The following is a 23,333-nucleotide window of genomic DNA, read 5'->3' as shown; positions in this document are numbered from 1 at the left end:
TGTGCAAGAATAGACAGTTGATGAGTACTTTGCGTGTTCCCCCGCTATGAAATGGCTGATCCCCGGGCTGTGGCTGGCCTCCATTCTGTATGGGCACTATCGCGGCCGGGTGCGCCTGGCCTGGTCGCGCGTCTTCCTGGACCATTCCGTCCTGCTGGCGCCGGTAAACGCCTTCATGGTGCTCGCTTCGCGGGTGCCCACTACGCCCTATGTCTCGGCGCGCGAGATCCCGGAACTGCAGGTCCTGCAGGACAACTGGGAAATCATCCGCGACGAAGCGCTGCAGATGGCCGAAATGCGTCGCATCAAGGCGGCGGAACGCCATGACGATATCGGCTTCAATTCCTTTTTCAAATATGGCTGGAAGCGCTTCTACCTGAAGTGGTACGACGCCCGCCATCCCTCGGCGGAAGCGCTGTGCCCGCGCACGGTGGCGCTGCTCAAGACCCTCCCGAAGGTAAAGGCGGCGATGTTTGCCGAACTGCCGGACGGGGGCAAGCTGAATCCGCACCGCGATCCATTCTCCGGCTCGCTGCGGTATCACCTGGGGCTGGCCACGCCCAACGACGACCGCTGCTACATCGACGTGGACGGGGAACGCTACAGCTGGCGCGATGGGGAAGGCGTCGTGTTCGATGAAACCTACATCCACGAAGCCCATAACAACTCCGGCCAGAACCGCATCATCCTGTTCTGCGACGTCGAAAGGCCGCTGCGCTGGCGTTGGGCAGAGGCGTTCAACGCCTGGTTTGGCAAAGTGGTGATGTCGGCGGCCAGTTCGCCCAACGACGATGGCGACAAGACAGGCGCGATCAATCGCATGACGCATGCGCATTGGCGCCTGGACCAGGCGCGCAAGCGATTCAAGGCCTGGAACAAGCCGCTCTACAAGGCCGTCAAGTGGACCCTGGTGGTGCTCGTCGTGGGCGCCTTCGTCTGGATCTGACGGCGCCCCGGTGGCACGCTACGAACGGGGCGGCGCGTAGGCGGAAACGATAGGCCGGACATCCCGCCCGCGATCCATTGCCGCGAAAACCTCGGCCACAAAATCGCGCAATTCCCCGCCCAGGCCCTTGAGGCGCAGGCGGCGGAACCAGGGCCATCGGCGGGAGGGTGGCTTCCCGGACCGCAATGCATGGGCTTGCAAGACAGCGTCGCTCATGACTTTCTCCTGGAAACAGGATAGGACGGGAGCCTGAAAGCGGCCCCCATCCTAAAGGATGATAGGCCGCCCCCTCCGACATGGCAATGGTGCCGCGAGCGGTTGCGTCCCCGGCGCAGGCGCGGCTTAGCGCCGCATCGATTCCCAGGACTTCTGCAGGCGCTTGACCGAGACCGGCATCGGCGTGCGCAGCTCCTGCGCGAACAGGGCAACCCGCAACTCTTCCAGCAGCCAGCGGAATTCGTCCAGGCGCGGGTCCGACGCCCCCTTGAGCGCGGCGCGGGCGCGTTGATACTGCGTCAGCAGGGGCGCCATGTCGGCCATCAGGCGCTGGTCGCGGGCAGGATCCGCTCGCAGCTTGTCGATACGGGCCACCGCGGCCTTCAAGTAACGGGGGAAATGCGCCAGTTGCGCATAGGGCGTATCGCGCAGGAAGGTCGGCGGCACCAGGGCGCCGGCCTGCTGCTGCAAATCGGCATAGGCCGCCGCGTGCCCTTTCGCCTGGGGCAGCTTGCGCTGCAGCGCGGCCCATTCCGTCAGCACCGCACCGGCCAGCCTGCCGACTTCCTGCGCCAGCAGGCCCAACCGCCCCTTGCCTTCCAGGCGCCGCGATTCGAACTCCGCCTGGTTGACCGGCCAGGGATCGGCCAGGCACGCCCTTTCCACGGCGCAGTCGATAATCTGGTCGCGCAGGGACTCCTGGCTGCCCAGCGGCATGAACAGCATGCTGATGCGGGTGAGGTCGGGAAGGTTCTTCTCCAGGAATTTGATCTGCTCGCGCAGCCCCAGGCGGAACAGGCGCAGCAGCCCCGCGCGATGATGGCGGCGCGCCTCGTCCGGGTCGTCGAAGACGTCCAGATCGCAATGGGTGCCGCGATCGACCAGCGCGGGATATCCGATGACGGATTGGCCCTTGCGCTTGATCTCCATGATTTCCGGCAACTCGCCGAAAGACCAGTCGATCAGCCCATCCTGGGCCAGGGCCTGGGCGACCTGCGTGTCGCGGGCGGCCAGTTGCTGGAAGTCCGCCTGTGCCTGGCGGCCGAATTCCGCCTTCAGGGACGCCAGGTTGCGGCCCGCCGCCAGCATGCGTCCATGCTCGTCGACGACGCGGAAATTCATGAACAGGTGCGGCGGCAGCGTTTCCAGCTTGAAATCCGCTGGCGCGGGGCGCACCTTCACCTGTTCCCACATATCGGCGGCCACAGCATCGAGCAGAGCCTGCTGAGGATCGCCCAGCCGGTCGAACCACCGTTCATAGAAGCCGGCGGCATATTCCGGCAAGGGCACGCAGTGGCGCCGGATTTTCTGCGGCAGCGACTTCAGCAGCAGATGGATTTTGTCCTTGAGCATGCCGGGAACCAGCCACTCGCAGCGCTGCGGGTCGATCTGATTGAGCGCGAACAAAGGGACGGACAGGGTCACGCCGTCGCGCGGGGAGCCGGGCTCGAAATGGTAATCCAGGTCCATGACCACGCCCTGCCATTCCACCTTCTTGGGAAAGACCTCGGTGGTGATGCCCGCCGCTTCATGGCGCATCAGGGCATCGCGGGTGAGCAGCAGCGCGTCGGCCGCGGCCTTGTCCAGGCCCGAATACCATTTTTCGAGCGTCGACGTCTGGCTCATGCCGGCCGGAATCTGGCGATCGTAGAAAGCCTGAATCAGCGTGTCGTCGACCAGGATGTCGGGCCGGCGCGCGCGATGCTCCAGCTTTTCGATCTCCGCGATGAGCCGGCGGTTCTGCGCGACGAAGGGCAGGCGCGTGTCGATTTCGCCGGGGACCAGCGCATCGCGGATGAAGATTTCGCGGGCGTGCTCCGGGTTGATGCGGCCGTAGTGGACGCGGCGCCCGGTATAGATCGTCAGGCCGTAAAGGGTGGCGCGCTCGTTGGCCACCACTTGCCCCGCTTTCTTCTCCCAGCGGGGATCGGACCAATTGCGGCGCAGCAGGTGCGCGGCGGCGCGTTCGATCCAGGCAGGTTCGGTGCGGGCGATGCAGCGCGCGTACAGCCGTGTCGTTTCGACCAGTTCGGCCGCAATGATCCAGCGTCCGGCTTTCTTGGCCAGGCGCGAGCCGGGATGGATATGGAAGCGGATATCCCGCGCGCCCTGGTAATGGCCACCCTCATCGCTTTTGTAGCCGATATTGCCGAGCAGGCCGCTAAGCAGCGCCATGTGTATCTGCTCGAAGGTCGCCTCGGACTGGTTGAGGCGCCACCCCTGCTCGCCCACCACCGACGCCAATTGCGTGTGGACATCGTGCCATTCGCGCAGCCGCAGCGGCGAGAGGAAGTTCTGCCGCAGCAGGCCGACCAGCTTGCGTTGCGACGCCTTGTGCTGGACCTGTTCGCCATACCAGCGCCAAAGCTTGAGAAAGGACAGGAATTCCGATTTGTCGTCGGCGAATTTGGCGTGGGCGTTTTCCGCGGCCTCTTTTTCCTGCATGGGACGGTCGCGCGGGTCCTGGATGGACAGGGCCGACGCGATGATGAGCATTTCGGCCAGGCATTGCTGCTCGCGCGCGGCCAGGATCATGCGGCCGATGCGCGGGTCCAGCGGCAACCGGGCCAGCTCGTGGCCGGTGCGGGTCAGCGCGAAGGCCGGGCCGGATTGCGTGGCGGTATCGTCCGCGCCCGCGGCGCCTTCGTCGCGTTGCACGGCCTCGATCGCGCCCAGTTCCTGCAGCAGGTGGTAGCCGTCGGCGATCGCGCGGCCGGGCGGCGCTTCAACGAAAGGAAAGTCCTCGATGTCGTCCAGCTTGAGGGACTTCATGCGCAGGATCACCGAGGCCAGCGAGGAACGCAGCACTTCCGGGTCGGTGAAAGGCGCGCGCGCGTTGAAGTCGGCTTCGTCATACAGCCGGATGCAGAGGCCGGGGCCGACGCGGCCGCAGCGCCCCGCGCGCTGGTTGGCCGACGCGCGACTGATGGGCTCGATGCGCAGTTGCTCGACCTTGTTGCGCCACGAGTAGCGCTTGACCCGCGCCAGCCCGCTGTCGACGACGAAGCGGATGCCCGGGACGGTCAGGGAGGTCTCGGCGACGTTGGTCGCCAGGACGACCCGCCGCCCGCTGCCGCGCGGCCGGAAAATCTGCTCCTGCTCGGCCTGGGACAGGCGCGCGTACAGTGCCAGGACCTCCGTGCCCACCGGATGGTGCTTGCGCAGGGCTTCCGAGGCCTCGCGGATCTCCCGTTCGCCGGGCAGGAACACCAGGACATCTCCCGGCCCATGGCGCGCGCACTCGTCGACGGCGTCGACGATGGCGTCGATCAGGTCGCGCTCTTCGTCGCCGGCGCGCTCGCGCGCCGACCGCGTGGCGGCCTCGGCATCCGTTTCCTCCTGGCGCACCGGCCGGTAGCGGACTTCGACGGGATACAGGCGGCCCGATACTTCGATGACGGGCGCCCGACGGTCGGGCGCGGCGGCGAAGTGCGTCGCGAAGCGTTCGGCATCGATGGTTGCCGAGGTGATGATGACCTTCAAGTCCGGCCGGCGCGGCAATACCCGCTTCAGGTAACCCAGCAGGAAATCGATGTTCAGGCTGCGCTCATGGGCTTCGTCGATGATCAGCGTGTCGTAGCGCTTGAGCAGCGGATCGCGCTGGGTCTCGGCCAGCAGGATGCCGTCGGTCATCAGCTTGATGGCGGCGTTCGGCCCGGTGCGATCGTTGAACCGCACCTGGTAGCCGACGACCTCTCCCAAGGGAGTGTCGAGTTCGTCCGCGATGCGCTTGGCCACCGACGTGGCGGCCAGGCGCCTGGGCTGGGTATGGCCGATCATGCGCGTGCGCCCACGGCCCAGGTCCAGGCAGATCTTGGGCAGCTGGGTGGTCTTGCCGGAACCCGTCTCGCCGCTGACGATCACGACCTGATGATGCTCGATGGCGCGCGCGATTTCCTCGCGGCGGGCGCTGACCGGCAGTTCTTCGGGATAGCGGATGGGAGGGATCGCGCGCGGCGCGGCGGCGGGCACAGGCGGCGATGCAAGGCCGGACGACGCGGCCGCCCGGTTCGCGGCCCGGGCGCGCCGCGGGGAGGTTTGAGGCTTGACGGTCATTCCCGCGATTATAGTTTTTCGCGGCTTGCCGGGCGCCGCCGTTGCCGTGCTAGCGGATGATCAGCTTGCCGTCCGATAGTTTGGCGGTGCCCCCGGGCAAGTCCTCGGTGACCGATTCGCGCCGGTTGACCACTTGCAGTTCGACCCCCCCATGGATCTTGCGCGACGCATGGATGGTGGCGTCCTCGGCCACGGAGTCTTCCGCGGCCAGGCGCCGTTCGCGGGCGTCCACGCCGGCCAGATCGCTGATCAGCTTCGCATGGGTTTGCACGGCCCGCTCGCCTATGCCGTTGGCGGCCTTCTCGGGATGCTTGCGCAGGAAGATCAGCAGTTGCTCCAGCTTGGATTTTTCTTCCTGCAGGCGCTTGCGGGTGCGTTGCAGCGCTTCCTTTTGTGCCTGGGCGTGCGGATTCACGCCGACCTGGATGATCGTCTTGACGCCGGCCATGGTGCCCAGCGTGGCGGCCCGGATACCGCGCAGCGCGCGTATCTGGCCGCCGTTGATGTTGCCCTGCGTGGAGCCTTTGGCCCCGACCGTCACCGTATCGCCGGCGTTCACGTCGCTCTGGCGGATTTCGCTTTCGACCTGCACGTCCTTGCCGGCGTTGATGGTCGCATTGCCGATAAAGCGCGCCTTTACCGAGCCGCGCGCGGAAACCTGGGCCAGGCGCGCGGCGGGATCGGCCGTGGTGGCGCCTTCGGCCGCGCCCAGGATACCGCCCTTGACCACGACATTGCCGCCGGCGTCGATATGCGCCGCCTCGACCGTCCCGCTGACCAGCACATCGCCGCTGACCTTGACCGACATGCCGGTCGTCACATCGCCGCGTACCTGGAGGGTCCCTTCGAAATTGATGTTGCCGGAATTCAGGTTGACCGCGTCGACTTCGACGACAGGGTTCACCGACACGCCGCATGCCAGCATCGACGGCGCCCCATCGATCGCCGCCAGCAGCACCTCGGGATCGTTGGGATCGCGCGTGACGCCGGCGAGATTGTCGTCGTAGGGCAGGTTTTCCGGCGCGGGCGCCGGCGCCGGGTTGCCGTAGACGTCCACGCCATCGGTTCCGGCGGTACCCGGGATCCGCCGCATCAGCGGCATCCCGGCCTTGACCAGCACCAGGCTGCCCATCGAGCGGTAATCCACCAGGGCGTTTTCGTCCACGTCCGCCACGTGGCGCGCCAGCAGGCTTTCGAAACGCGTGGGCAAACCTTCCTTGGGCGGAATACCGGAGGCAATCAACGCAGACTCGGCGGCACCGCCTTCCACCGCCTGCAATAGGGTTTCTTCGTCCACGCCGTAGACGATGCCATGTTCTGCCAGCGCGGTTCGCACGTCGCCCAGCTGCACGCCGCGTCCGCCCTTGGCCGGATGCAGGGTCAAGTAGACCTGCAGCTTGTCTTCGCTGATTTCGAGCTCGAAGGCACCGTCGACGATTTCGCCGATCACCGCCTCGACCACGCCATCGGCCGCGGCCGGCGGGGGAACTGCCGGATCGGGGCTGTCCATCAGCTCCAGGGCGGCGCCCAGCCGCGCCGCGTTGGACTCGATGGCCGCCAATTCACCCGATAGCTCCTGCGCGGCGGAGGTCGCGGCCGTCACTGCCGTGCCGGCCTGGCGCAGCGCCTCCGCGCTGATGCGCGCGGCCGCTTCCTGGCACCGCCCCAGGAACTCGGCCACCGCCGCATTGTCCAGGGCATCCGCCGTCCAGCCGCGGGCGGCCAGCGCCGCCTGCAGCATATCGGAATCGGGAGGCTCCACCGCCGCGGCAGCGCGGAAGCCGGCACGCAGTTCCCGCGTAGCCGGATCCAGTATCAACCAATAGGATTGGGTCACTGCCGTGTATCCTCGAGAGATTGCCGGCATCCGGGCGACGGCCTGCCCGCAAGTCGGCTTGGAATCGTTTTTGGAACCCGAAGGGTGCTCCGCCTGTCGACAATTCTCTGGCGCAGCGCGCATTTCAAAATATTAATATCGAAACTGCAAGTTGCGACCCTTTTTTTCTGAAAATTAAGTTTTTTTTCGCCCGGACGGGGTGGATAGGTGTCCAATGCCGTCCGGCACCGCGATCGGCCGGCCCGAAGGGGGCCGTCACGCATTTCCAATGGGAGACCGCATTATGGATTTGGGCATCGAAGGACGTACCGCGCTGGTGTGCGCGTCCAGCAAGGGATTGGGGCGCGCCTGCGCCTTGTCGCTCGCGCGCGAAGGCGTGCGGGTCGTCATGTCGGCGCGCGGCGCGGAAGCGCTGGAAGACGCGGCCGACGCGATTCGCCGTGAAACGGGTGCCACGGTGACGACCGTGGCGGCCGACGTTACCACCGCCGACGGCCGCGCCCGCTTGCTTGCCGCCTGCCCCGATCCCGACATCCTGGTCAACAATGCGGGCGGTCCCAAGCCCGGCGACTTCCGCGAATGGTCCCGCGACGACTGGATCAAGGCCCTGGACGCCAACATGATTGCGCCGATCGAGCTGATCAAGGCCACGATCGACACCATGATCGCCCGCCGCTTCGGCCGCATCGTGAATATCACTTCGGCGGCGGTAAAGATGCCCATCGACCACCTGGGGCTGTCCAACGGCGCTCGTGCCGGGCTGACCGGCTTCGTCGCCGGACTGGCGCGCCAGGTCGCCGAACACAACGTCACCATCAACAATCTGCTGCCCGGCCCTTTCGACACCGACCGCCTGCGCGGCACCGCGATTGCGACGGCGCAGAAGACCGGCAAATCGGTCGAGGACATTCTGGAAGCCCGGCGCAGGACCGTACCGGCCCGGCGCCTGGGCGATCCGTCGGAATTCGGCGATGCGTGCGCCTTCCTGTGCGGCACGCGCGCGGGCTTCATGACGGGACAGAACCTGGTGCTGGATGGGGGCACCTATCCCGGCACGCTGTAGTCCACGCCATCCTATAATTTCGCGATCATGCCCAGGCATTCTTGCCTGGCCGCCCTCACCTGTTTTTCAGGGTCCCCATACGCACCATGCCCGACCTGGATCAAGACACTGTTTCAGCACTGGAAGCTCCCGAATTCGCAGCCGCGCAGTTCGTGCGCTGGTTCCGTGAAGTCGCGCCTTACGTACACGCTTTCCGAGGCAAGACTTTCGTCGTCGCATTCGGGGGCGAGCTGATCCAGGCCGGGGCCTTGAACCCGCTGGTACAGGACCTGTCGCTGCTTTCGGCACTGGGCATCCGCCTGGTGCTGGTGCACGGCTCGCGCCCCCAGGTCAACGAACAATTGCGCCTGAAGGGTTTCAGCCACCAGTTCGATCGCGGGCTATCGCCGACGGATGCCGCGTCGCTGGAATGCGCCAAGGAAGCCGCCGGCGAAATCCGCCTGGATATCGAGGCGGCGTTCAGCCAGGGATTGCCGAACACGCCGATGTCGCATTCGCAGATCCGCGTCATCTCCGGCAACTTCGTCACTGCGCGCCCGACGGGCGTCATCGACGGCGTGGATTACCGGCACACCGGCCACGTGCGCAAGATCGATGTCGACGCAATGCGTTTCGCCATGGAAAAGGGGTCGGTGATCCTGCTGTCGCCGCTGGGCTTTTCGCCCACGGGCGAGGCCTTCAACCTTGCCATGGAAGATCTGGCGACCAGCACGGCTGTCGCGCTGCGCGCGGAAAAACTGATCTTCCTGTCGACGACCGAAGGCGTGCGCAACGAGGATGGCACCATCGATACCGAACTGGCGCGCGTCGACGCCGATGCCCTGCTGGCCAAAGGCGGCCTGGACGAGGACACGGCGCTATTCGTCAAGTACAGTTCGCAAGCGGTCAAGCGCGGCGTGGCGCGGGCGCACGTCGTGCCCTTCAACCTTGACGGCAGCGTCCTGCTGGAGATATTCACCCACGACGGCGTCGGCACCATGGTGGTCGAAGATACGCTGGACGACCTGCGACCGGCGACGGTCGACGACGTGGGTGCCATCCTCAGCCTGGTCGAACCGCTGGAAGCCGACGGAACGCTGGTACCGAGAGGGCGCAGCGTCATCGAGCGGGACGTGGAAAATTTCACGGTCCTGGAGCACGACGGCGTTATCTACGGATGCGCGGCGCTGCACCCTTACCTGGAAGATCATATGGCCGAAATGGCCTGTCTGATCGTCCACCCGGAATGGCAGGGCTCCGGCGAAGGGGAACTGCTGCTGCGCCATATGGAATCGCGCGCCCGCGCCCTGGGCGCCAAGCGCTTGTTCGTATTGACGACCCGCACATCGCACTGGTTCATGAAGCGGGGCTTCGTGCCAGGAGGCATTGCCGATCTGCCGCACGACAAGAAGCAGCACTACAACCGGTCGCGCAACAGCCTGGTCTTCATCAAACGGCTGTAATGCACGCGCCGCCACGCGGCGTTTCGGTAAAATCGACAATCCAACGTTAATCCGGCAGCGATACCCATGACCCGTACTGTTCATTGCGTCAAACTCAAGCGCGACGCCGAAGGACTCGATTTTCCGCCCTATCCTGGCGAACTCGGCCAGCGCATCTGGCAGCAGGTGTCCAAGGAAGCGTGGGAAGAGTGGAAAGGCGTGCAGACGCGCCTGGTCAACGAAAACCGCCTGAACCTTGCCGACGCTCGCGCGCGCAAGTATCTGCAGCAGCAGATGGAACGCTTCCTGTTCGAAGACGGCAGCGTCGAAGCCCAGGGCTACGTACCGCCCTCGGCTTGACCTGCGGCAACGGCGCCGGGTGCTGGCCAGGGAACTGACCGCCCGGCGCCGCCGGAGCGCGCGAGCCCGGGTTTATTCCGTGGTCTCGGCGCTTTCCTCTTCGCCGCGGGCCTGCCGTTCGGCGTTCTTGGCCCCGGTATGGCGCACGTCCGCGCCGCGCACCATATAGATCACCCGTTCGGACATGTTCTTGGCATGGTCGCCGATACGCTCCATCGCGCGCGCGATGAAGATCAGATCGATCGAAGGCGTGATCGTGCGCGGATCCTCGATCATGAAGGAAATCAGCTGGCGCAGCGCCGCCTTCCATTCCTTGTCGACTTCCTTGTCGCTGCGCACTACCTGGGCCGCCTGCATCGGATCCAGGCGGGCGAAGGCGTCCAGCGACTGGCGCAGCATGGCGCGCACGCTATTGGCCATGTGCCGCAGGTCCACGATGGGCGTGGAACGCAGATCGCTGTCGTGGATGCGGCGCGCGACGGTGGCGATTTTCTCGGCTTCGTCGCCCGAGCGCTCCATGTCGGTCAACATCTTGGAGACGGCCAGCAGCATGCGCAGGTCGATCGCGGTGGGCTGGTGGCGCGCCAGGATGTAGCTGATGCGCTGGTCGATGTCGACTTCGTAGCGGTTGACTTCCTTTTCCCGCTCGCGCACTTTGTCGACCAGATCCAGATCGCCGTTGGCCAAGGCATCGATGGCGTCCTGGATCATGGCTTCCACCACACCACCCATCGCCAGAAACTGCGAACGGACGCCTTCCAGGTCGGCATCGAATTGTTTGTTAGTGTGCTCGGTCATCCGGGCTCCCTGCGGGGTTGACGATGGTTCCATTGCCATGCGAGCCTCCAAGAAATGCCATCAGGAAAGTCCCCGGGCCGCATCGGTCGGCTAGGTTATGACTTCCATGTGACAGGATTATGAACCGTCAGCCGGCGCGGGTCAGGGGCGCTGCAGGCGGCGTATACCCTGCTGCGTCGCCAGCAGGGCAATGTCTGCGCCCGGCTGCGTGAACAGGCCGCAGGTGACCACGCCCGGCAGGTTATTGATGTGCATTTCCAGGGCGGGTGCGTCGGTGATGTTCAAGCCCGCCACATCCAGGATGACATTGCCGTTGTCGGTGACAAAACCCGCGCGCAGCACCGGCTTTCCGCCCAGCGCCTGGAGCTTGCGTGCCACGGCGGCGCGTGCCATGGGGATGACCTCCACCGGCAGGGGAAACGCCCCCAGGCGTTCCACCAGCTTGGATTCGTCCGCGATGCAGATGAAGCGGTCGGCCACCGAGGCCACGATTTTCTCGCGCGTCTGCGCCCCGCCGCCGCCCTTGATCATATGCAGCCTGGGATCGATTTCGTCGGCGCCGTCGATGTATACCGGCATGCGCTCCACGTCATTCAGATCCAGCACGGGAATACCGAGCGCCGCCAGCCGGGCCGCGCTGCGTTCCGAACTGGCGACCGTACCGCGCAGGCGGCCTTTGAAGCGCGCCAGGCCATCGATGAACAGGTCGGCGGTCGAGCCGGTGCCGACGCCGATGACGACATCGGGCCCGGCGACCTGATCGACGATATCCAGGGCGGCCGTGGCGGCCTGCTGCTTCAATTCTTGCTGGCTGAGCATGGGGAACACTCGAAAAAAGTAGATGAAATACGCGCGGATATACCGTGAAGCGCTGCAATTTAGCAGATCGCCGCCGCCTGCTCGATGCTACGCCGAGCGCGCGTCCTCGTCTTCCTGCGCGGACGATACGTCTTCGCCCAGGCCCGCCAGGATTCCCGCCGGGTCCGCGACGTGGTCGGGCAAGGCTTCGACCGACTTCAGGCTGCGCAGCATCGCCCGTGTCCGGGTTTCCGTCTGGCCGATCTTGGTGCTGGCCGTCTCCAGCGTGCGCTTGACGCCGGCCAGCGCGCCGCCGAAGCGACCGAATTCCGTCTTGACCGCGCGCAGTACCTGCCAGACCTCGGAGGAGCGGCGTTCGATGGCCAGGGTGCGGAATCCCATTTGCAGGCTGTTCAACAGGGCAGCCAGATTGGCCGGACCGCTGACATTGACGCGCAACTGGTGCAGCTTGTCGATCAGGCCCGGTCGCCGCAAGACCTCCGCGTACAGGCCTTCCGTCGGCAGAAACATGATGGCGAAATCCGTGGTGTGCGGCGGCGCGATGTATTTATCCGCGATGGCGCGCGCCTGCAATTCCACGGCACGCGCCAGCGCCACCGCCGCCGCGCGCGCGGCATCGCCATCGGCGGCCTGCTCGGCTTCGATCAGGCGTTCGTACTCCTCTTTCGGGAATTTGGCGTCCAGGGGCAGCCAGACCGGCGCACCGTCGTCCGCGCGGCCGGGCAGGCGGATGGCGAACTCGACGATGGCATCGCTGCCGGGCACCGGTTTGACATTGCGCGCGTACTGCTCCGGTGTCATTGTGTCTTCCAGCAGGCGCGCCAACTGGACCTCGCCCCAGGTGCCGCGCGATTTGACGTTGGTCAGGACGCGCTTGAGGTCGCCGACACCGGCGGCCAGCGTTTGCATTTCCCCCAGCCCCTTGTGGACGGCCTCCAGCCGGTCGGATACCAATTTGAAGGACTCGCCCAGGCGCTGCTCCAGGGTGGCATGCAGCTTTTCGTCCACCGTGCGGCGCATTTCGTCCAGCTTGCCGGCGTTTTCGGCCTGCAGGGCCGAAAGCCGCTGCTCCACCGTCTGGCGCACCTCTTGCAAGCGGCGATCGTTCATGTCGACCAGGCGCTGTACCTGCTCGCCGAAGACCGTACCGAAACGCCCCAGGGAGTCCGCCGACTCGCTGCGCGTAGCCTGCGCGTCGCGCGCCAGGCCGGCGCGCAATTCGTCCAGATGCCGGGCGAGCTCGATGCGCAGGCCGCGCATGGATTCGCCCATTTCGCCGCGCAGGCCGCGCTGGCTTTCCGCCAGCTCGGCGCGCAAGGCGGCCGCCATGCGTTCCTGTTCCGCCACCAGGGTGGCGAGGCGGTCCGCCTCTTTACCGGAGCCCCCTGACCGCCAGGCGGCCACACCCGCCGCCAGGGCCGCGACCAGGGCCGAGGCGGCGCTGATCCATGGCAATAGCGCAATGTCGCTTTGAGGCAACACGTTCTCTCCCGTATGGTCAGCGCGCATTGTAGGGCGTGCGCCACATACCCAAGGGTTTCCCTTCCCCGCCGGGCGCTAAAGGGTCAAACTACAGCCATCGTTGAATTTTCGTCATATAAATGTGGCAGTTGCGAAAAAAACAAAAGAAGGCGCTCGCCGTCCGGATTGAAGCATGAATATCGTTTCACTGACGGCGCGGCGTGAGCAGGCGGCCGTCGCGCCACTTCGAGCCCCTTCCGCACCGACGGATCCGCAGATTCACAGGCAGTTCCGGCTGCTGGACCTGAGCGGGTTGCAGCCTATCGCCTCGGGTGCCGAGCGCTTGGTCTACCAGCATCCCTTCGATCCCTCCCTTCTGGTCAAGGTCGTGGATCTGCCTGGGATGGCAGAACACCTGCGCACGCGGCCGTTGCGCCGCTGGCGCAAGAACCGTCAGCGCGAAGGTCCCTATCGCAACCATGTGGCCGAGCTGGCCGAATACGCGGCCGCCCACAATATCGCGGCGGGACGCTGGAAGGTCCCCATGGCCCGTATCCTGGGACTGGCCCAGACGAACATGGGGTTGGGCCTGCTCGTGGAGAAAATCACGGATGGCCGGGGCGGGCTGGCGCCGACCATCGAACAGATCGTGCGCGAACGCGGCCTGGACGAGGCCCTGACGCGCGAACTGGACTATTTTTTCGACACGCTGGCCGACCACCATATCGTTCTGAACGACGTATCGGCCCGCAACGTGGTCATGGGCCAGAATGCCGACGGCGATGCCGGCCTGTACCTGATCGACGGCTTCGGCTCGAAGCAGGCCGTACCCTTGTTCGCCTACAGCAAAATGCTGAACCGCCGGCGCATCCTGCGCAAGTACCATAAAGTGCGCGCCAAATTGCAGGCCCGCAGCTTGGCGCGTGCGCAGCAGGCAATCCATACGGTTTGAACCCCTGGGGAAAGAGCGCGAAGCGCCGAGCAAAAGCCGGAAAGGGTCAGGTCCCGGTGACCTGACCCTTGCAAGGCCGGCCATTGCGGGTCACCCAGTCGTAATCGCGGCCGGCCGCCTGCCCGCGCCGCAAGGGATTGCGGGTGCAGAACGGCGCATACGCCGGATCGACGAAGCGATACGGCAGATGCGCGTCGCGGCCGTCGGGAATGCCCAGCCTGACCGCGCGCACCAGGCGCGCGGGCCGCGCGCCGATATCCTCGACGAAGAAAGTCGATGGGTCGAAATGTCCGCCATCCCAATCCGGTACCTTCAGGTCCAGCGACCGGCACAGCAGGGTCTGTCCTGCACACAAGTGCTGCGGCGGCCGCGTATGCCCCTGGGCATCCGGATTCAATGCCTGCATGCGCGCCAGCGCATCCTCGCCGGATACCGCATCCACCCAGGGATGTCCGGATTTGATCAGGACGGCGTTGCCCGGCCCGCCCGCGCTGATGTTCAGCGAATCGCCGCCACGCGCGTAGTACATGTAGATGGTGCCGCCGTCCATGAACAGTGCCCGTCGCTTGTGGGTATAGCCCAGCGAGGCATGGCTGCCCTTGTCGTGCAGGTAATAGGCCTCGGTTTCGATGATGCGCGCGGACAGCCACATGCCTTGGTGGCGGCGGCGCAGAACCATGCCGATGAGCTCGCGGGCCACCTGGCATGCATCGCGATCGAAAAAGGCGTCGGGCAGCATATGCCCGCCGGTGTCAGGCAAAGCGTTCGGCGTAGCGTTTTTCGGAGAAGCCGACGGTCGCCACGCCATCCGGCGTGACGGTGACCGGACGCCGCACCAGCGCCGGATACTCCGCGATCAGCGCCTGCCATTGGCCGTCGGTCGAGGCGGCCTTGCGCGCCTCCGGCAAGGCTCGCCAGGTCATGGAGGTACGGTTCACCAGCTTTTCCCAACCGCCGACCTGCCCCGCCCATTCCTTCAGTGTCGCGGCGGGCACGGGCTGGTCGCGGTAATCGACGAATTCGTGCTTGACCCCATGTTCATCCAGCCAGGTGCGCGCCTTGACGCAAGTGCTGCATTGCTTGAGGCCGTAGAGAATGGTCGGGCTCATGGTCAACTCCCTGTCGACGTCCGGCGCTGCAGACGGTTCGCCACCACGACGCAGATGCCGACGATAAGAATGAAAAGTGCCGCCAGCGCATTGACCTCTGGTTTCAGGCCCAGGCGCACGCGCGAGAAGACCTCGATCGGCAAGGTGGTGTAGCCGGGCCCGGAGAGGAAAGACGACAGGATCACGTCGTCCAGCGACAGCGTGAAGGACAGCAGCCACGCCGATGCGAGCGCCGGCGCGATCAGCGGCAGCGTGATGGAAAAGAACACCTTGAGCGGCGTGGCGCCCAGGTCCAGCGCCGCCTCTTCCAGGGAACGGTCCAAGTCGCGCACCCGCGACTGGATGATGACGGCGACGAAGGCCATGCAGAAGGTCGTATGCCCGACCCAGATGGTGAAGATGCCGTTTTCCGGCCAGCCTATGGTGCTGCGCACTTCGACGAACATCAACAGCAGCGAAATACCGATGACGACTTCCGGTATGACCAGCGGCGCGCTCAGCATGCCGACGTACAGCGAAAACCCGCGGAACCGTCCCATGCGGGCCAGCACATAGCCCGCCCATGTGCCGATGATGGTAGCCGCGGTGGCCGCCATCGCGGCCACGCGGAAGGACAGCCACGCGGCGCTGAGCAGCGCGTCGTCCTGGAAGAGCGATCCGTACCATTTGAACGAGAAGCCGGACCAGGACGTGACCAGCGGCGAATCGTTGAACGAAAACACCACCAGGCTGAGGATGGGAATGTACAGGAAGGCGAAGCCCAGCCCCAGGGCCAGCGCGCGCATGCCGCGATGAGGCCCTTTCATTGCCGGGCCTCCCTGCCGGGATGGACCTGCTTGACCTGGTTGTACTGGAACAGCGCCAGCGGGACCAGGAGCAGCAGGACCATGACGCAGGTCACCGCCGCCGCCATGGGCCAGTCCGCATTATTGAAGAATTCGCCCCACATGACGCGTCCCATCATCAGCGTATTGGCGCCGCCCAGCATTTCCGGTATGACGTATTCGCCCACCGCCGGGATGAAAACCAGCATGGCGCCGGCAATCACGCCGGGCCGCGACAGGGGGACGGTAATCTGCCAGAAGGCCTGCCACGGCCGCGCACCCAGGTCGTAGGCGGCCTCCAGCAGGCGCAGGTCCATTTTGACCAGGTTGGCGTAGAGCGGCAGGATGAAAAACGGCAGGTACGAATACACCATGCCGATATAGACGGCCAGAGCGGTACGGTAGATTTCCAGCGGCTGCGAGATGATGCCCAGCGCCAGCAGCAGCTTGTTGAGCAGGCCATCGTTGCGCAGGATGCCGACCCAGGCATACACGCGCAACAGCAGGGACGTCCAGAACGGCAGGATCACGCCCAGCAGCAACAGGTTGCGCGTGGCCGGCGCCGAGCACGCGATGTAGTACGCCATGGGGTAGCCGATCAGGATGCAACAGACGGTACTGATGGCAGCGATCTTGACGGAGCTGAGGTACGTGGCCAGGTACAGGCTGTCGGTGAACAGCAGCGCATAGCCGCGCAGGTGCAGGCTGAGATTCAGCGCTTCGTCCTTCAGCTGGACCAGCGGCGTGTAGGGCGGCACGCCGAATCGCAGGTCCGCGAGGCTGATCTTCAGCACCAGCAGGAAAGGCACCAGCAGGAACAGCGCCAGCCAGGCGAACGGCAGCACGATGGCCAGCGTGCGCGACGACGGCAGCAGGCGGCGCAGCGGCGCGATGTTCATGACGGCAGCACCGTCGCGCTGTCGGCATCCCAGCTCACGTAGACTTCCTCGTGAACCGCGGGCGCCGCGTCCTGGGCGAAGACGCGGCGCGGCACGGTCGCCTCTACCGTCATGCCGGAATCGAGGCGGATGTGATACAGCGCATAGCTGCCCATCCAGGCCATGTGCACGACCGCGCCGTGCGCCCAGTTGTAGATGCTTTCCGGCTGCTCTCGGGATACTACGATGCGTTCCGGCCGTATCGAAACATAGACCTGCATACCCAGCGGTTCGCTGACGCCATGACTGACGTAAAGTTGGCGCGATAACTGGTCGGATTCGATGGCGACGTGGTCGGGCTCGTCGACGACGATGATGCCGGGGAACAGATTGGTGCTGCCGATGAAGCCGGCGACGAAGCGCGAACTGGGAAATTCGTAGACGTCCTGGGGCGTGCCGATCTGCACGATCTGCCCTTCGGTCATGACCGCCAGGCGATGCGCCATGGTCATGGCTTCTTCCTGGTCATGGGTAACCATGATGCAGGTGACGCCGACCTGCTCCAGGATGCGCACCAGTTCGATCTGGGTGGCCTGGCGGATCTGCTTGTCCAGCGCCGACATGGGTTCGTCGAGCAGCAGCAGCTTGGGGCGCTTGACGAGGCTGCGGGCCAGCGCCACGCGCTGTTGCTGCCCTCCGGACAGCTGATGCGGCTTGCGCCGCGAATATCCTGCCATCTGGACCAGGTTCAGGGCCTCGAACACGCGGTCATGGATTTCCGCCCGGTCCACGCCTTCCTGCCGGAGCCCGAAAGCGACATTTGCTTCCACCGACATATGCGGGAACAAGGCATAGGACTGGAACATCATGTTGACGGGCCGCCGGTACGGCGGCACGTCGGTGATGTCCTCCCCGTCCAGCAGCACCTGCCCGGAAGTGGTTTGCTCGAAACCGGCCAGCATACGCAGCAGGGTCGATTTTCCGCAGCCGGAGCTGCCGAGCAAGGCGAAGATTTCGTTGCGGCGCACCGACAGGCTTACCGAGCGCACGGCGACCGTATCGCCGAAGATCTTCACGAGATCGGAGACGCGAACGAACTCGTCGGCATCCGCCGCGTGCGGGGCCGCGTAACGGCTGTCGTTCATGATGCTTATCGCCCGGACTTCAGTTCGGCCCACATGCGCGTTTGCAGGCGCAGGATATCGAAGGGCTGCGCCTTGATGACATACAGCGTCTTGGACACATCCGGCGGCGGATAGATCATGGGGTTGTCCGCGACCGCCTTGACGACGTATTTGCGCGCTTCCTTATTGGCGTTCGGGTAGAACATCTTGTTCGTGATCGCGGCATGGACCTGCGGCGTTTCGATGTAATTGATGAATTTCATCGCGTTTTCCGGATGCGGAGCATCCTTGGGCACGGCCATCACGTCGAACCAGGCGGGCGCCCCGCCGTGGGGAATGAAGTAGTTGATTTCGAAGGGCTGCTTGTTCTGCTGGGCACGATCGCGCGCGATCATGACGTCGCCGGAAAAGCCGTACACCATGCACAGATCGCCCGAGGCCATTTCGTCGATGTAGCCCGAGGAACTGAACTGGCGGATATACGGCCGGATTTTCTTCAAGACTTCGAAGGCAGCCTTGTAGTCGTCCGGGTTGCTGCTGTTCGGATCCTTGCCGATGTAATGCAATACGGCGGGGAAAACCTGGGCGGCCTCGTCCAGCATGGAAATGCCGCACTCCTTCAGCTTGGCGGCGTTTTCCGGCTTGAACAGCATGTCCCAGCTGTCCAGCGGCGCATCCTTGCCCATGATCTGCCGGACCTTGGTGACGTTGTAGCCCAGCCCGTTGGTACCGTAGCCCCACGGCACGAAATACTTGTTGCCCGGGTCGACCTGGGCGACCAGCGCCATGACCTCGGGATCCAGGTATTGGAGATTGGGCATCCTGGACTTGTCCAGCGGCTGGAACAGCCCGCCCTGCAGCTGGCGCGACGCGTAATGCGTGGAGGGAACGACGACGTCGTAGCCGGACTTCCCGGTCAGCAGCTTGGCCTGCAGCGTATCGTTGTTGTCATAGGTGTCGTAGCGCACCTGGATGCCGGTTTCGCGCGTGAAACCCGGCAGCGTATCGGGCGCGGTGTACTCGGCCCAGTTGTAGACATTGACGACGTTTCCCTGCGCCCTGGCCGCCGACAGCGCCGCGAGCGCCACCATAGCCCCGGCCGCAAAGCGCACACCCGCGTTGATCCCCATGATCCCAAGCCCCTTGCCGAGAAAAAATTCGCGGGAGGCTTCCCGCGCGCAAAGGCAAAATAATAATGGGTTTTGCCTCGCCAGTCAGGCCGGCGCCCGTGCCATGCGGTCGCGGTAGGCGCGGGCCAGTTTTTCGTAGAAATCCAGTCCTGCCCGGCCCGCCACTTTTTCCAGGGAACGGCGCAGGCGTTCGATGTTCCGTTGTTTACCGCGACCGGAGACGCCTCCTTGCCTGCCGCGATCGAAATCGATGATCCAGGCCTTGCCGCGTGCATCCACCAGAATGTTGTAAGCATTGAGGTCGGCGTGCCAGACACCGGCCTGGTGCATGCGGGCGATCGCGTCGGCAGCCACGTCCCACACCGGCTGGTCCAGCACCTGGGCCAGCGGGCGCACGTCGGGCAGGCGCGCCACCAGGATGGCGGCTTCATAGCACATCGGTGCGACGCGCCAGTAGGCCGCGGCCAGCGGCGCAGGCACGGGAAGGCCCTGCGACGACAGGGACTCCAGCAGCTGGAACTCCATGAAACAACGGGTGCGCGACTCGCCCAGCCAGATATAGCGCTGGCGGCTGAGGCGAGCGACCACGCCGCCGCGCCGGTAATGGCGCAGTACGCCATGGCCGAAGCCCCCGTCCACGAACCAGGCGGCCTGGCGGCCGCCGGCCTGGACCGGCGCCGCGGCGGCGCCATAGTGGGCGGGATCGAAGAGTTCGGGGCCGGGCACCGGCACGCTGCGCGCGTCATAGCACATCGCTCCCGGCAGAGCGCCTTCCCAGGCAAGTCGACGCATGTCAGCCGGCACGGTTGCGCATCCAGTCAGCCGTGCCGTAGAAGGCGTGCAGCAGCCGGTCCATCAACGGCTGCGGCACATTCATATCCTGCATGGCGCGGCCCATGCACGCGACCCATTGGTCGCGTTCGGCTTCGCCGATGGAAAACGGCAGATGGCGTGCCCGCAAACGCGGATGCCCGTGGCGCTGTACGTAATAGTCCGGCCCGCCGAAATAGCCGCACAGAAACAGGAACAGCTTTTCGCGTGCCGACTCCAGGCTCGGCCCATGCGCCGCCCGCAAGGCCGCCAGGTCTTCTTCCATGTCCATCAGGTCATAGAAGCGGTTGACCAGGGCGCGCACCGCCTCTTCCCCGCCCAGTTGTTCGAATATCGTACGGCTGTGATCCAGGGGTTCGAAGATGGGCTCGACCCGGGTGGTGGTAGTCATATTGCTTCTCTCAGGGTGACCAGTGGCGGCGTGCGCAACACGCCGCGCAGCGCCCATGCGCCGCCCGCCCATGCCCCCAGCATGCCCGTGGCAATGCCGGCCACCCAGGGCCACAGACTGAAAGTGATGTCGAAATCGAAAACCCGCTGGGAAAGCGCCCAGGCCACCGCCCCCGCGCCCGCCGCGCCCAGTGCGCCTGCCAGCCCGCCTACGGCCAGTAATTCGATACGCTGCGCGCGCGCCAGTTGCCGGCGCGTGGCGCCCAGCGCCCGCAGCACGGCCGCCTCCCGCACCCGTTCGTCGCGCGTGGAGGCGAGCGCCGCGGTCAGGACCAGGACGCCGGCGGCCAGGGTAAACCCGAACAACAACTGCACTGCCTGCGCAACCTGGTCAAGGACGTCCTGCAGTTGTCGCAGGATGGCATCGACGTCGAATACCGTCAGGTTGGGAAACCGCTGCACCAGGCGCGGCAGCAGCTCGGACTGCCCCGGCGGCAGCCGGAAGGAGGTGATCCAGCTTTGCGGCGCATCGGCCAGCACCGAGGGCGACAGCATGGCGAAGAAGTTCGCCCGCATGGTATCCCAGTCCACGCCGCGCAGGCTGGTCACCGTGACATCCACCGTCTGGCCCGCGATGTCGAAGGTAAGCTTGTCGCCCATATGCAGGCCCAGCGTGCGCGAAATGCCGGCCTCCATCGACACCTCGCGGGAGTCCGGCTTCATCCACTGGCCGGCCTCCAGCGTGTTGTACGACGGCATGCGGTCGCTATAGGAAAGATTGAACTCGCGGTCCACCAGTCGCCGGGCCCGATCGTCCGTGTAGTCGGCCGACGATACGGCCCGGCCGTTCACCGCCACGAGGCGGCCGCGGATCATCGGGAACAGCACCACGTCGGGGACGCCGGCATCGGTCAGCGTGGCCGCGACGGGCTGGCGCTGGTCGGGCTGGATATTGATCAGGAAGCGATTGGGCGCGTCCGGCGGCAGCGTGCGCTGCCAGCCGGCGATCAGGTCGGTGCGCGTCATGCCCAGCAGCAGCAGCGCCATCAGGCCGATCGCCAGCGCGCACACCTGCGTAATCGTCGCGGCGCGGCGCCGCACGACGCCCGCCAGCGCGAAGCGCAACGCAGGCATGCCGCCGGCCGTGCGGCGCAGCCGGCCCAGGGCCTGCACGCAGAGCCAAGTCACCAGTGCAAACGCCGCGAAGGCGCCGAGGAATCCGCCGGCGACCACGGCCCCCAGTTGGACGTCGCCGGCAAACCACCAGATAAGCAGCGCGAAGCCCGCGGCGCCTACCGCATACTCCAACGCGCTGCCCATGCGCACGCCCCCAGGGTCGCGGCGCAGGACGCGCGCGGGAGGGACGTGGCGCAATTGCGCCAGCGCCGGCAAGGCGAAACCGAGCAGCAGCCACATGCCGGTAGCCAGCCCCTGGACGCCGGGCACGAACGACGGTGCCGGCAGGTCCGTGCCCACCATCCGCCCGAGCATGGCAATCAGGCCCAGATGCGCGACGTAGCCCGCGAGTCCCCCCAGGACGGAACCGGCAAGCCCGACCAGGATGAACTCGGCGGATAGCATCCGCGTGATCAGCCCCTGCGTGGCGCCCAGGCAGCGCATGACGGCGATGCCGTCACGATGGCGCAGCATGAACCGGGTCGCGGCCAGGGCGACGGCCACCGCGGAAATCAGCACAGCGAGCAGCGCGACCAGGGAGAGGAAGCGTTGGGCGCGATCCAGTACGCGGCGGATTTCCGGGCGCCCCGATTGCACCGTGGACAGTTTCTGGCCCCGCTGCAGCCGTTGGCTCAGCCATTCCTTATAGGCGGCAACGGCTTGCGGGTCGCCCGCCGCCAGCAAGCCGTAATCGACCCGGCTGCCCGGCGCGAGCAAGCCGGTGCGCGGCAGTTCGTCGGCACGCATCAATACCCGAGGCGACAGGTTGACGAACGACAGGCCGCGATCGGGTTCGTACGTCACCACGCGCGCGATGCGAAACCGGCTCTCGCCCAGCGCGAGCGTGTCGCCCATCCGCAGGCCCAGCGAGGCCAGCAACTGCGGATCGACCCATACCGTGCCCGGTTCCGGGATGCCGCGCGTGGCGCTTTCCGGGGCCGCGGGCGCCGGCGCCGTGCGCAGGCTGCCACGCAAGGGATAGCCGGACTCCACGGCCTTGAGCGACACAAGCTGCGCGGCCTGACCCGCCGATGCCATGGAGGGGAACTGGAAGGTGTGGACCAATTGCAAGCCCTGGTCCACGGCCTGGCGCTCGAAGGCCGGCGGAATCGGTTCATCGGCGTCCAGCACGATGTCGCCGCCCAGCATCTGCGCGGCGTCCCGTTCCAGGCCACGGCCGACGCGGTCGGCGAGGAATCCGACGCTGGTCACCGCCGCCACGGCGACGATCAGCGCGATCAGCAGGAGGCGAAGCTCGCCCGCGCGCCAATCGCGCAGCAGCGTGCGCGCCCCCAGGCGGACACCGGGAAGCAGGCCGGCGGATGCGGCCGCCGGGACGGCGGCACCGAGGCGGGCGGCGGAGGTATCTTGCATGGGCGTATCGTAACCTGACAGTAGGCTTGCCGCCGCGGAACGGGCTTGCCTTCCCGGGGCAAAAAAAAACGAAGCTCCCTCGCGGAAGCTTCGCCTGCAGGGAACAAGTCCCGGCTTACTTGGCGGGCGTGGCGGGAGTCGCCGATTTCTTCGCCTTCATGTGAGACTTGGCCTTGTGCTTGTGGGTGGTCGACTTCGCCGGCTTGGCGGTCGTACCGGCCTCGGCAGCGAAAACAGCCGGCGCGGCGGTCAGCCCCAGGCACAGAGTGGACGCGGACAAAAACGCAGCAATACGGGAGCGAGTGGTCATTTAAAAACTCCAGATTAAGCAAGGCCACGTGGCCTCATCCCACGGAGACACGGCGACGCGCCGTGATTCCGTACTGCCTTGGAGCGGCCCCGTTCACGAAGGTTTCATGCCGCGTAAAAAAATTTGCATGATCTGCGATTTGGAAATAGTCGAGCCGGATGCAGCCCACATTTCATTCAACTTTTTTTCAGCTTCGGCTGCCGGTCGCCGGCGCCTTCGGCGCGGTACCGGCACGCCAGCGCACTGCGGCCCGCATGC

At 65.7% G+C, this 23,333-nt stretch carries 20 protein-coding genes; 5 read left to right on the top strand and 15 right to left on the bottom strand.

All coding sequences use genetic code 11. The features are described from left to right. Positions 1 to 46 precede the first annotated feature (46 nt). Positions 47 to 946, top strand: a complete 900-nt coding sequence (gene lpxO / locus ACO1P8_RS06325; protein WP_486295061.1) for a lipid A hydroxylase LpxO — start codon at positions 47 to 49, stop codon at positions 944 to 946. A 342-nt stretch (positions 947 to 1,288) separates the two neighbouring features. Here lpxO and hrpA read toward each other — a convergent pair whose 3' ends face one another. Both hrpA and ACO1P8_RS06315 read right to left on the bottom strand, forming a co-directional pair. Further along, positions 1,289 to 5,218: an ATP-dependent RNA helicase HrpA gene (gene hrpA, locus ACO1P8_RS06320; protein WP_486295060.1), complete on the bottom strand. Its 3,930-nt coding sequence runs from the start codon at positions 5,216 to 5,218 to the stop codon at positions 1,289 to 1,291. A gap of 49 nt (positions 5,219 to 5,267) precedes the next feature. Continuing rightward, positions 5,268 to 7,055: a DUF342 domain-containing protein gene (locus ACO1P8_RS06315; protein WP_486295059.1), complete on the bottom strand. Its 1,788-nt coding sequence runs from the start codon at positions 7,053 to 7,055 to the stop codon at positions 5,268 to 5,270. A gap of 283 nt (positions 7,056 to 7,338) precedes the next feature. Between ACO1P8_RS06315 and ACO1P8_RS06310 the strand changes: the two genes are divergently transcribed. From ACO1P8_RS06310 to ACO1P8_RS06300, 3 genes are all read left to right on the top strand, one after another. Then, positions 7,339 to 8,118, top strand: a complete 780-nt coding sequence (locus ACO1P8_RS06310; protein ID WP_486295058.1) for an SDR family oxidoreductase — start codon at positions 7,339 to 7,341, stop codon at positions 8,116 to 8,118. Positions 8,119 to 8,204: 86 nt separating this feature from the next. Next, complete coding sequence (gene argA, locus ACO1P8_RS06305) at positions 8,205 to 9,560, top strand: amino-acid N-acetyltransferase (protein ID WP_486295057.1); 1,356 nt, start codon at positions 8,205 to 8,207, stop codon at positions 9,558 to 9,560. 66 nt (positions 9,561 to 9,626) lie between these two features. After that, a complete protein-coding gene (locus ACO1P8_RS06300; protein WP_066638192.1) occupies positions 9,627 to 9,899 on the top strand; it encodes an oxidative damage protection protein in 273 nt (90 codons plus the stop codon). 72 nt (positions 9,900 to 9,971) lie between these two features. On the opposite strand, the gene phoU is transcribed toward ACO1P8_RS06300, so the two are convergent. From phoU to ACO1P8_RS06285, 3 genes are all read right to left on the bottom strand, one after another. After that, on the bottom strand, positions 9,972 to 10,697 hold the full coding sequence (gene phoU / locus ACO1P8_RS06295; RefSeq protein WP_094842788.1) for a phosphate signaling complex protein PhoU: 726 nt from the start codon (positions 10,695 to 10,697) through the stop codon (positions 9,972 to 9,974). A 141-nt stretch (positions 10,698 to 10,838) separates the two neighbouring features. Continuing rightward, on the bottom strand, positions 10,839 to 11,516 hold the full coding sequence (gene rpiA / locus ACO1P8_RS06290) for a ribose-5-phosphate isomerase RpiA (RefSeq protein ID WP_486295056.1): 678 nt from the start codon (positions 11,514 to 11,516) through the stop codon (positions 10,839 to 10,841). An 87-nt stretch (positions 11,517 to 11,603) separates the two neighbouring features. Further along, positions 11,604 to 12,998, bottom strand: a complete 1,395-nt coding sequence (locus ACO1P8_RS06285; RefSeq protein WP_486295055.1) for a DNA recombination protein RmuC — start codon at positions 12,996 to 12,998, stop codon at positions 11,604 to 11,606. 172 nt (positions 12,999 to 13,170) lie between these two features. On the opposite strand from ACO1P8_RS06285, the gene ACO1P8_RS06280 reads away from it, so the two are divergent. Further along, on the top strand, positions 13,171 to 13,929 hold the full coding sequence (locus tag ACO1P8_RS06280; RefSeq protein WP_486295054.1) for a YrbL family protein: 759 nt from the start codon (positions 13,171 to 13,173) through the stop codon (positions 13,927 to 13,929). Positions 13,930 to 13,975: 46 nt separating this feature from the next. On the opposite strand, the gene ACO1P8_RS06275 is transcribed toward ACO1P8_RS06280, so the two are convergent. The 10 genes from ACO1P8_RS06275 to ACO1P8_RS06230 form a co-directional block, all read right to left on the bottom strand. After that, positions 13,976 to 14,668 (bottom strand): DNA-3-methyladenine glycosylase, encoded by a 693-nt coding sequence (locus ACO1P8_RS06275; protein ID WP_486295053.1) that lies wholly within the window; start codon positions 14,666 to 14,668, stop codon positions 13,976 to 13,978. A 13-nt stretch (positions 14,669 to 14,681) separates the two neighbouring features. Next, positions 14,682 to 15,038: an arsenate reductase gene (locus ACO1P8_RS06270; RefSeq protein WP_094842793.1), complete on the bottom strand. Its 357-nt coding sequence runs from the start codon at positions 15,036 to 15,038 to the stop codon at positions 14,682 to 14,684. A gap of 2 nt (positions 15,039 to 15,040) precedes the next feature. Beyond that, positions 15,041 to 15,844 (bottom strand): ABC transporter permease subunit, encoded by an 804-nt coding sequence (locus tag ACO1P8_RS06265; protein WP_486295052.1) that lies wholly within the window; start codon positions 15,842 to 15,844, stop codon positions 15,041 to 15,043. Next, positions 15,841 to 16,761 carry an ABC transporter permease subunit gene (locus tag ACO1P8_RS06260; RefSeq protein ID WP_486295051.1) on the bottom strand — a complete coding sequence of 307 codons (921 nt, stop codon included), beginning with the start codon at positions 16,759 to 16,761 and terminating at the stop codon, positions 15,841 to 15,843. Before ACO1P8_RS06260 ends, ACO1P8_RS06265 begins: the two co-directional genes overlap by 4 nt. Beyond that, positions 16,758 to 17,885: an ABC transporter ATP-binding protein gene (locus ACO1P8_RS06255; protein WP_486295050.1), complete on the bottom strand. Its 1,128-nt coding sequence runs from the start codon at positions 17,883 to 17,885 to the stop codon at positions 16,758 to 16,760. The genes ACO1P8_RS06260 and ACO1P8_RS06255 overlap by 4 nt, the downstream gene beginning before the upstream one ends. A gap of 5 nt (positions 17,886 to 17,890) precedes the next feature. Then, positions 17,891 to 18,994, bottom strand: coding sequence for a polyamine ABC transporter substrate-binding protein (locus tag ACO1P8_RS06250; protein WP_486295049.1), 1,104 nt, complete (start codon positions 18,992 to 18,994; stop codon positions 17,891 to 17,893). An 84-nt stretch (positions 18,995 to 19,078) separates the two neighbouring features. Further along, positions 19,079 to 19,798: a 3-deoxy-D-manno-octulosonic acid kinase gene (locus ACO1P8_RS06245; RefSeq protein WP_486295048.1), complete on the bottom strand. Its 720-nt coding sequence runs from the start codon at positions 19,796 to 19,798 to the stop codon at positions 19,079 to 19,081. Next, positions 19,788 to 20,216 (bottom strand): group II truncated hemoglobin, encoded by a 429-nt coding sequence (locus ACO1P8_RS06240; protein WP_486295047.1) that lies wholly within the window; start codon positions 20,214 to 20,216, stop codon positions 19,788 to 19,790. Before ACO1P8_RS06240 ends, ACO1P8_RS06245 begins: the two co-directional genes overlap by 11 nt. Then, complete coding sequence (locus ACO1P8_RS06235; protein WP_486295046.1) at positions 20,213 to 22,765, bottom strand: ABC transporter permease; 2,553 nt, start codon at positions 22,763 to 22,765, stop codon at positions 20,213 to 20,215. Before ACO1P8_RS06235 ends, ACO1P8_RS06240 begins: the two co-directional genes overlap by 4 nt. 115 nt (positions 22,766 to 22,880) lie before the next feature. Beyond that, positions 22,881 to 23,075, bottom strand: a complete 195-nt coding sequence (locus tag ACO1P8_RS06230; protein WP_486295045.1) for a hypothetical protein — start codon at positions 23,073 to 23,075, stop codon at positions 22,881 to 22,883. Positions 23,076 to 23,333 lie beyond the last annotated feature (258 nt).

It is taken from the genome of Bordetella sp. (assembly GCF_057362025.1).
The sequence above is the reverse complement of the archived record's forward strand: the minus strand, read 5'-3'. Positions and strand labels throughout refer to the sequence as shown.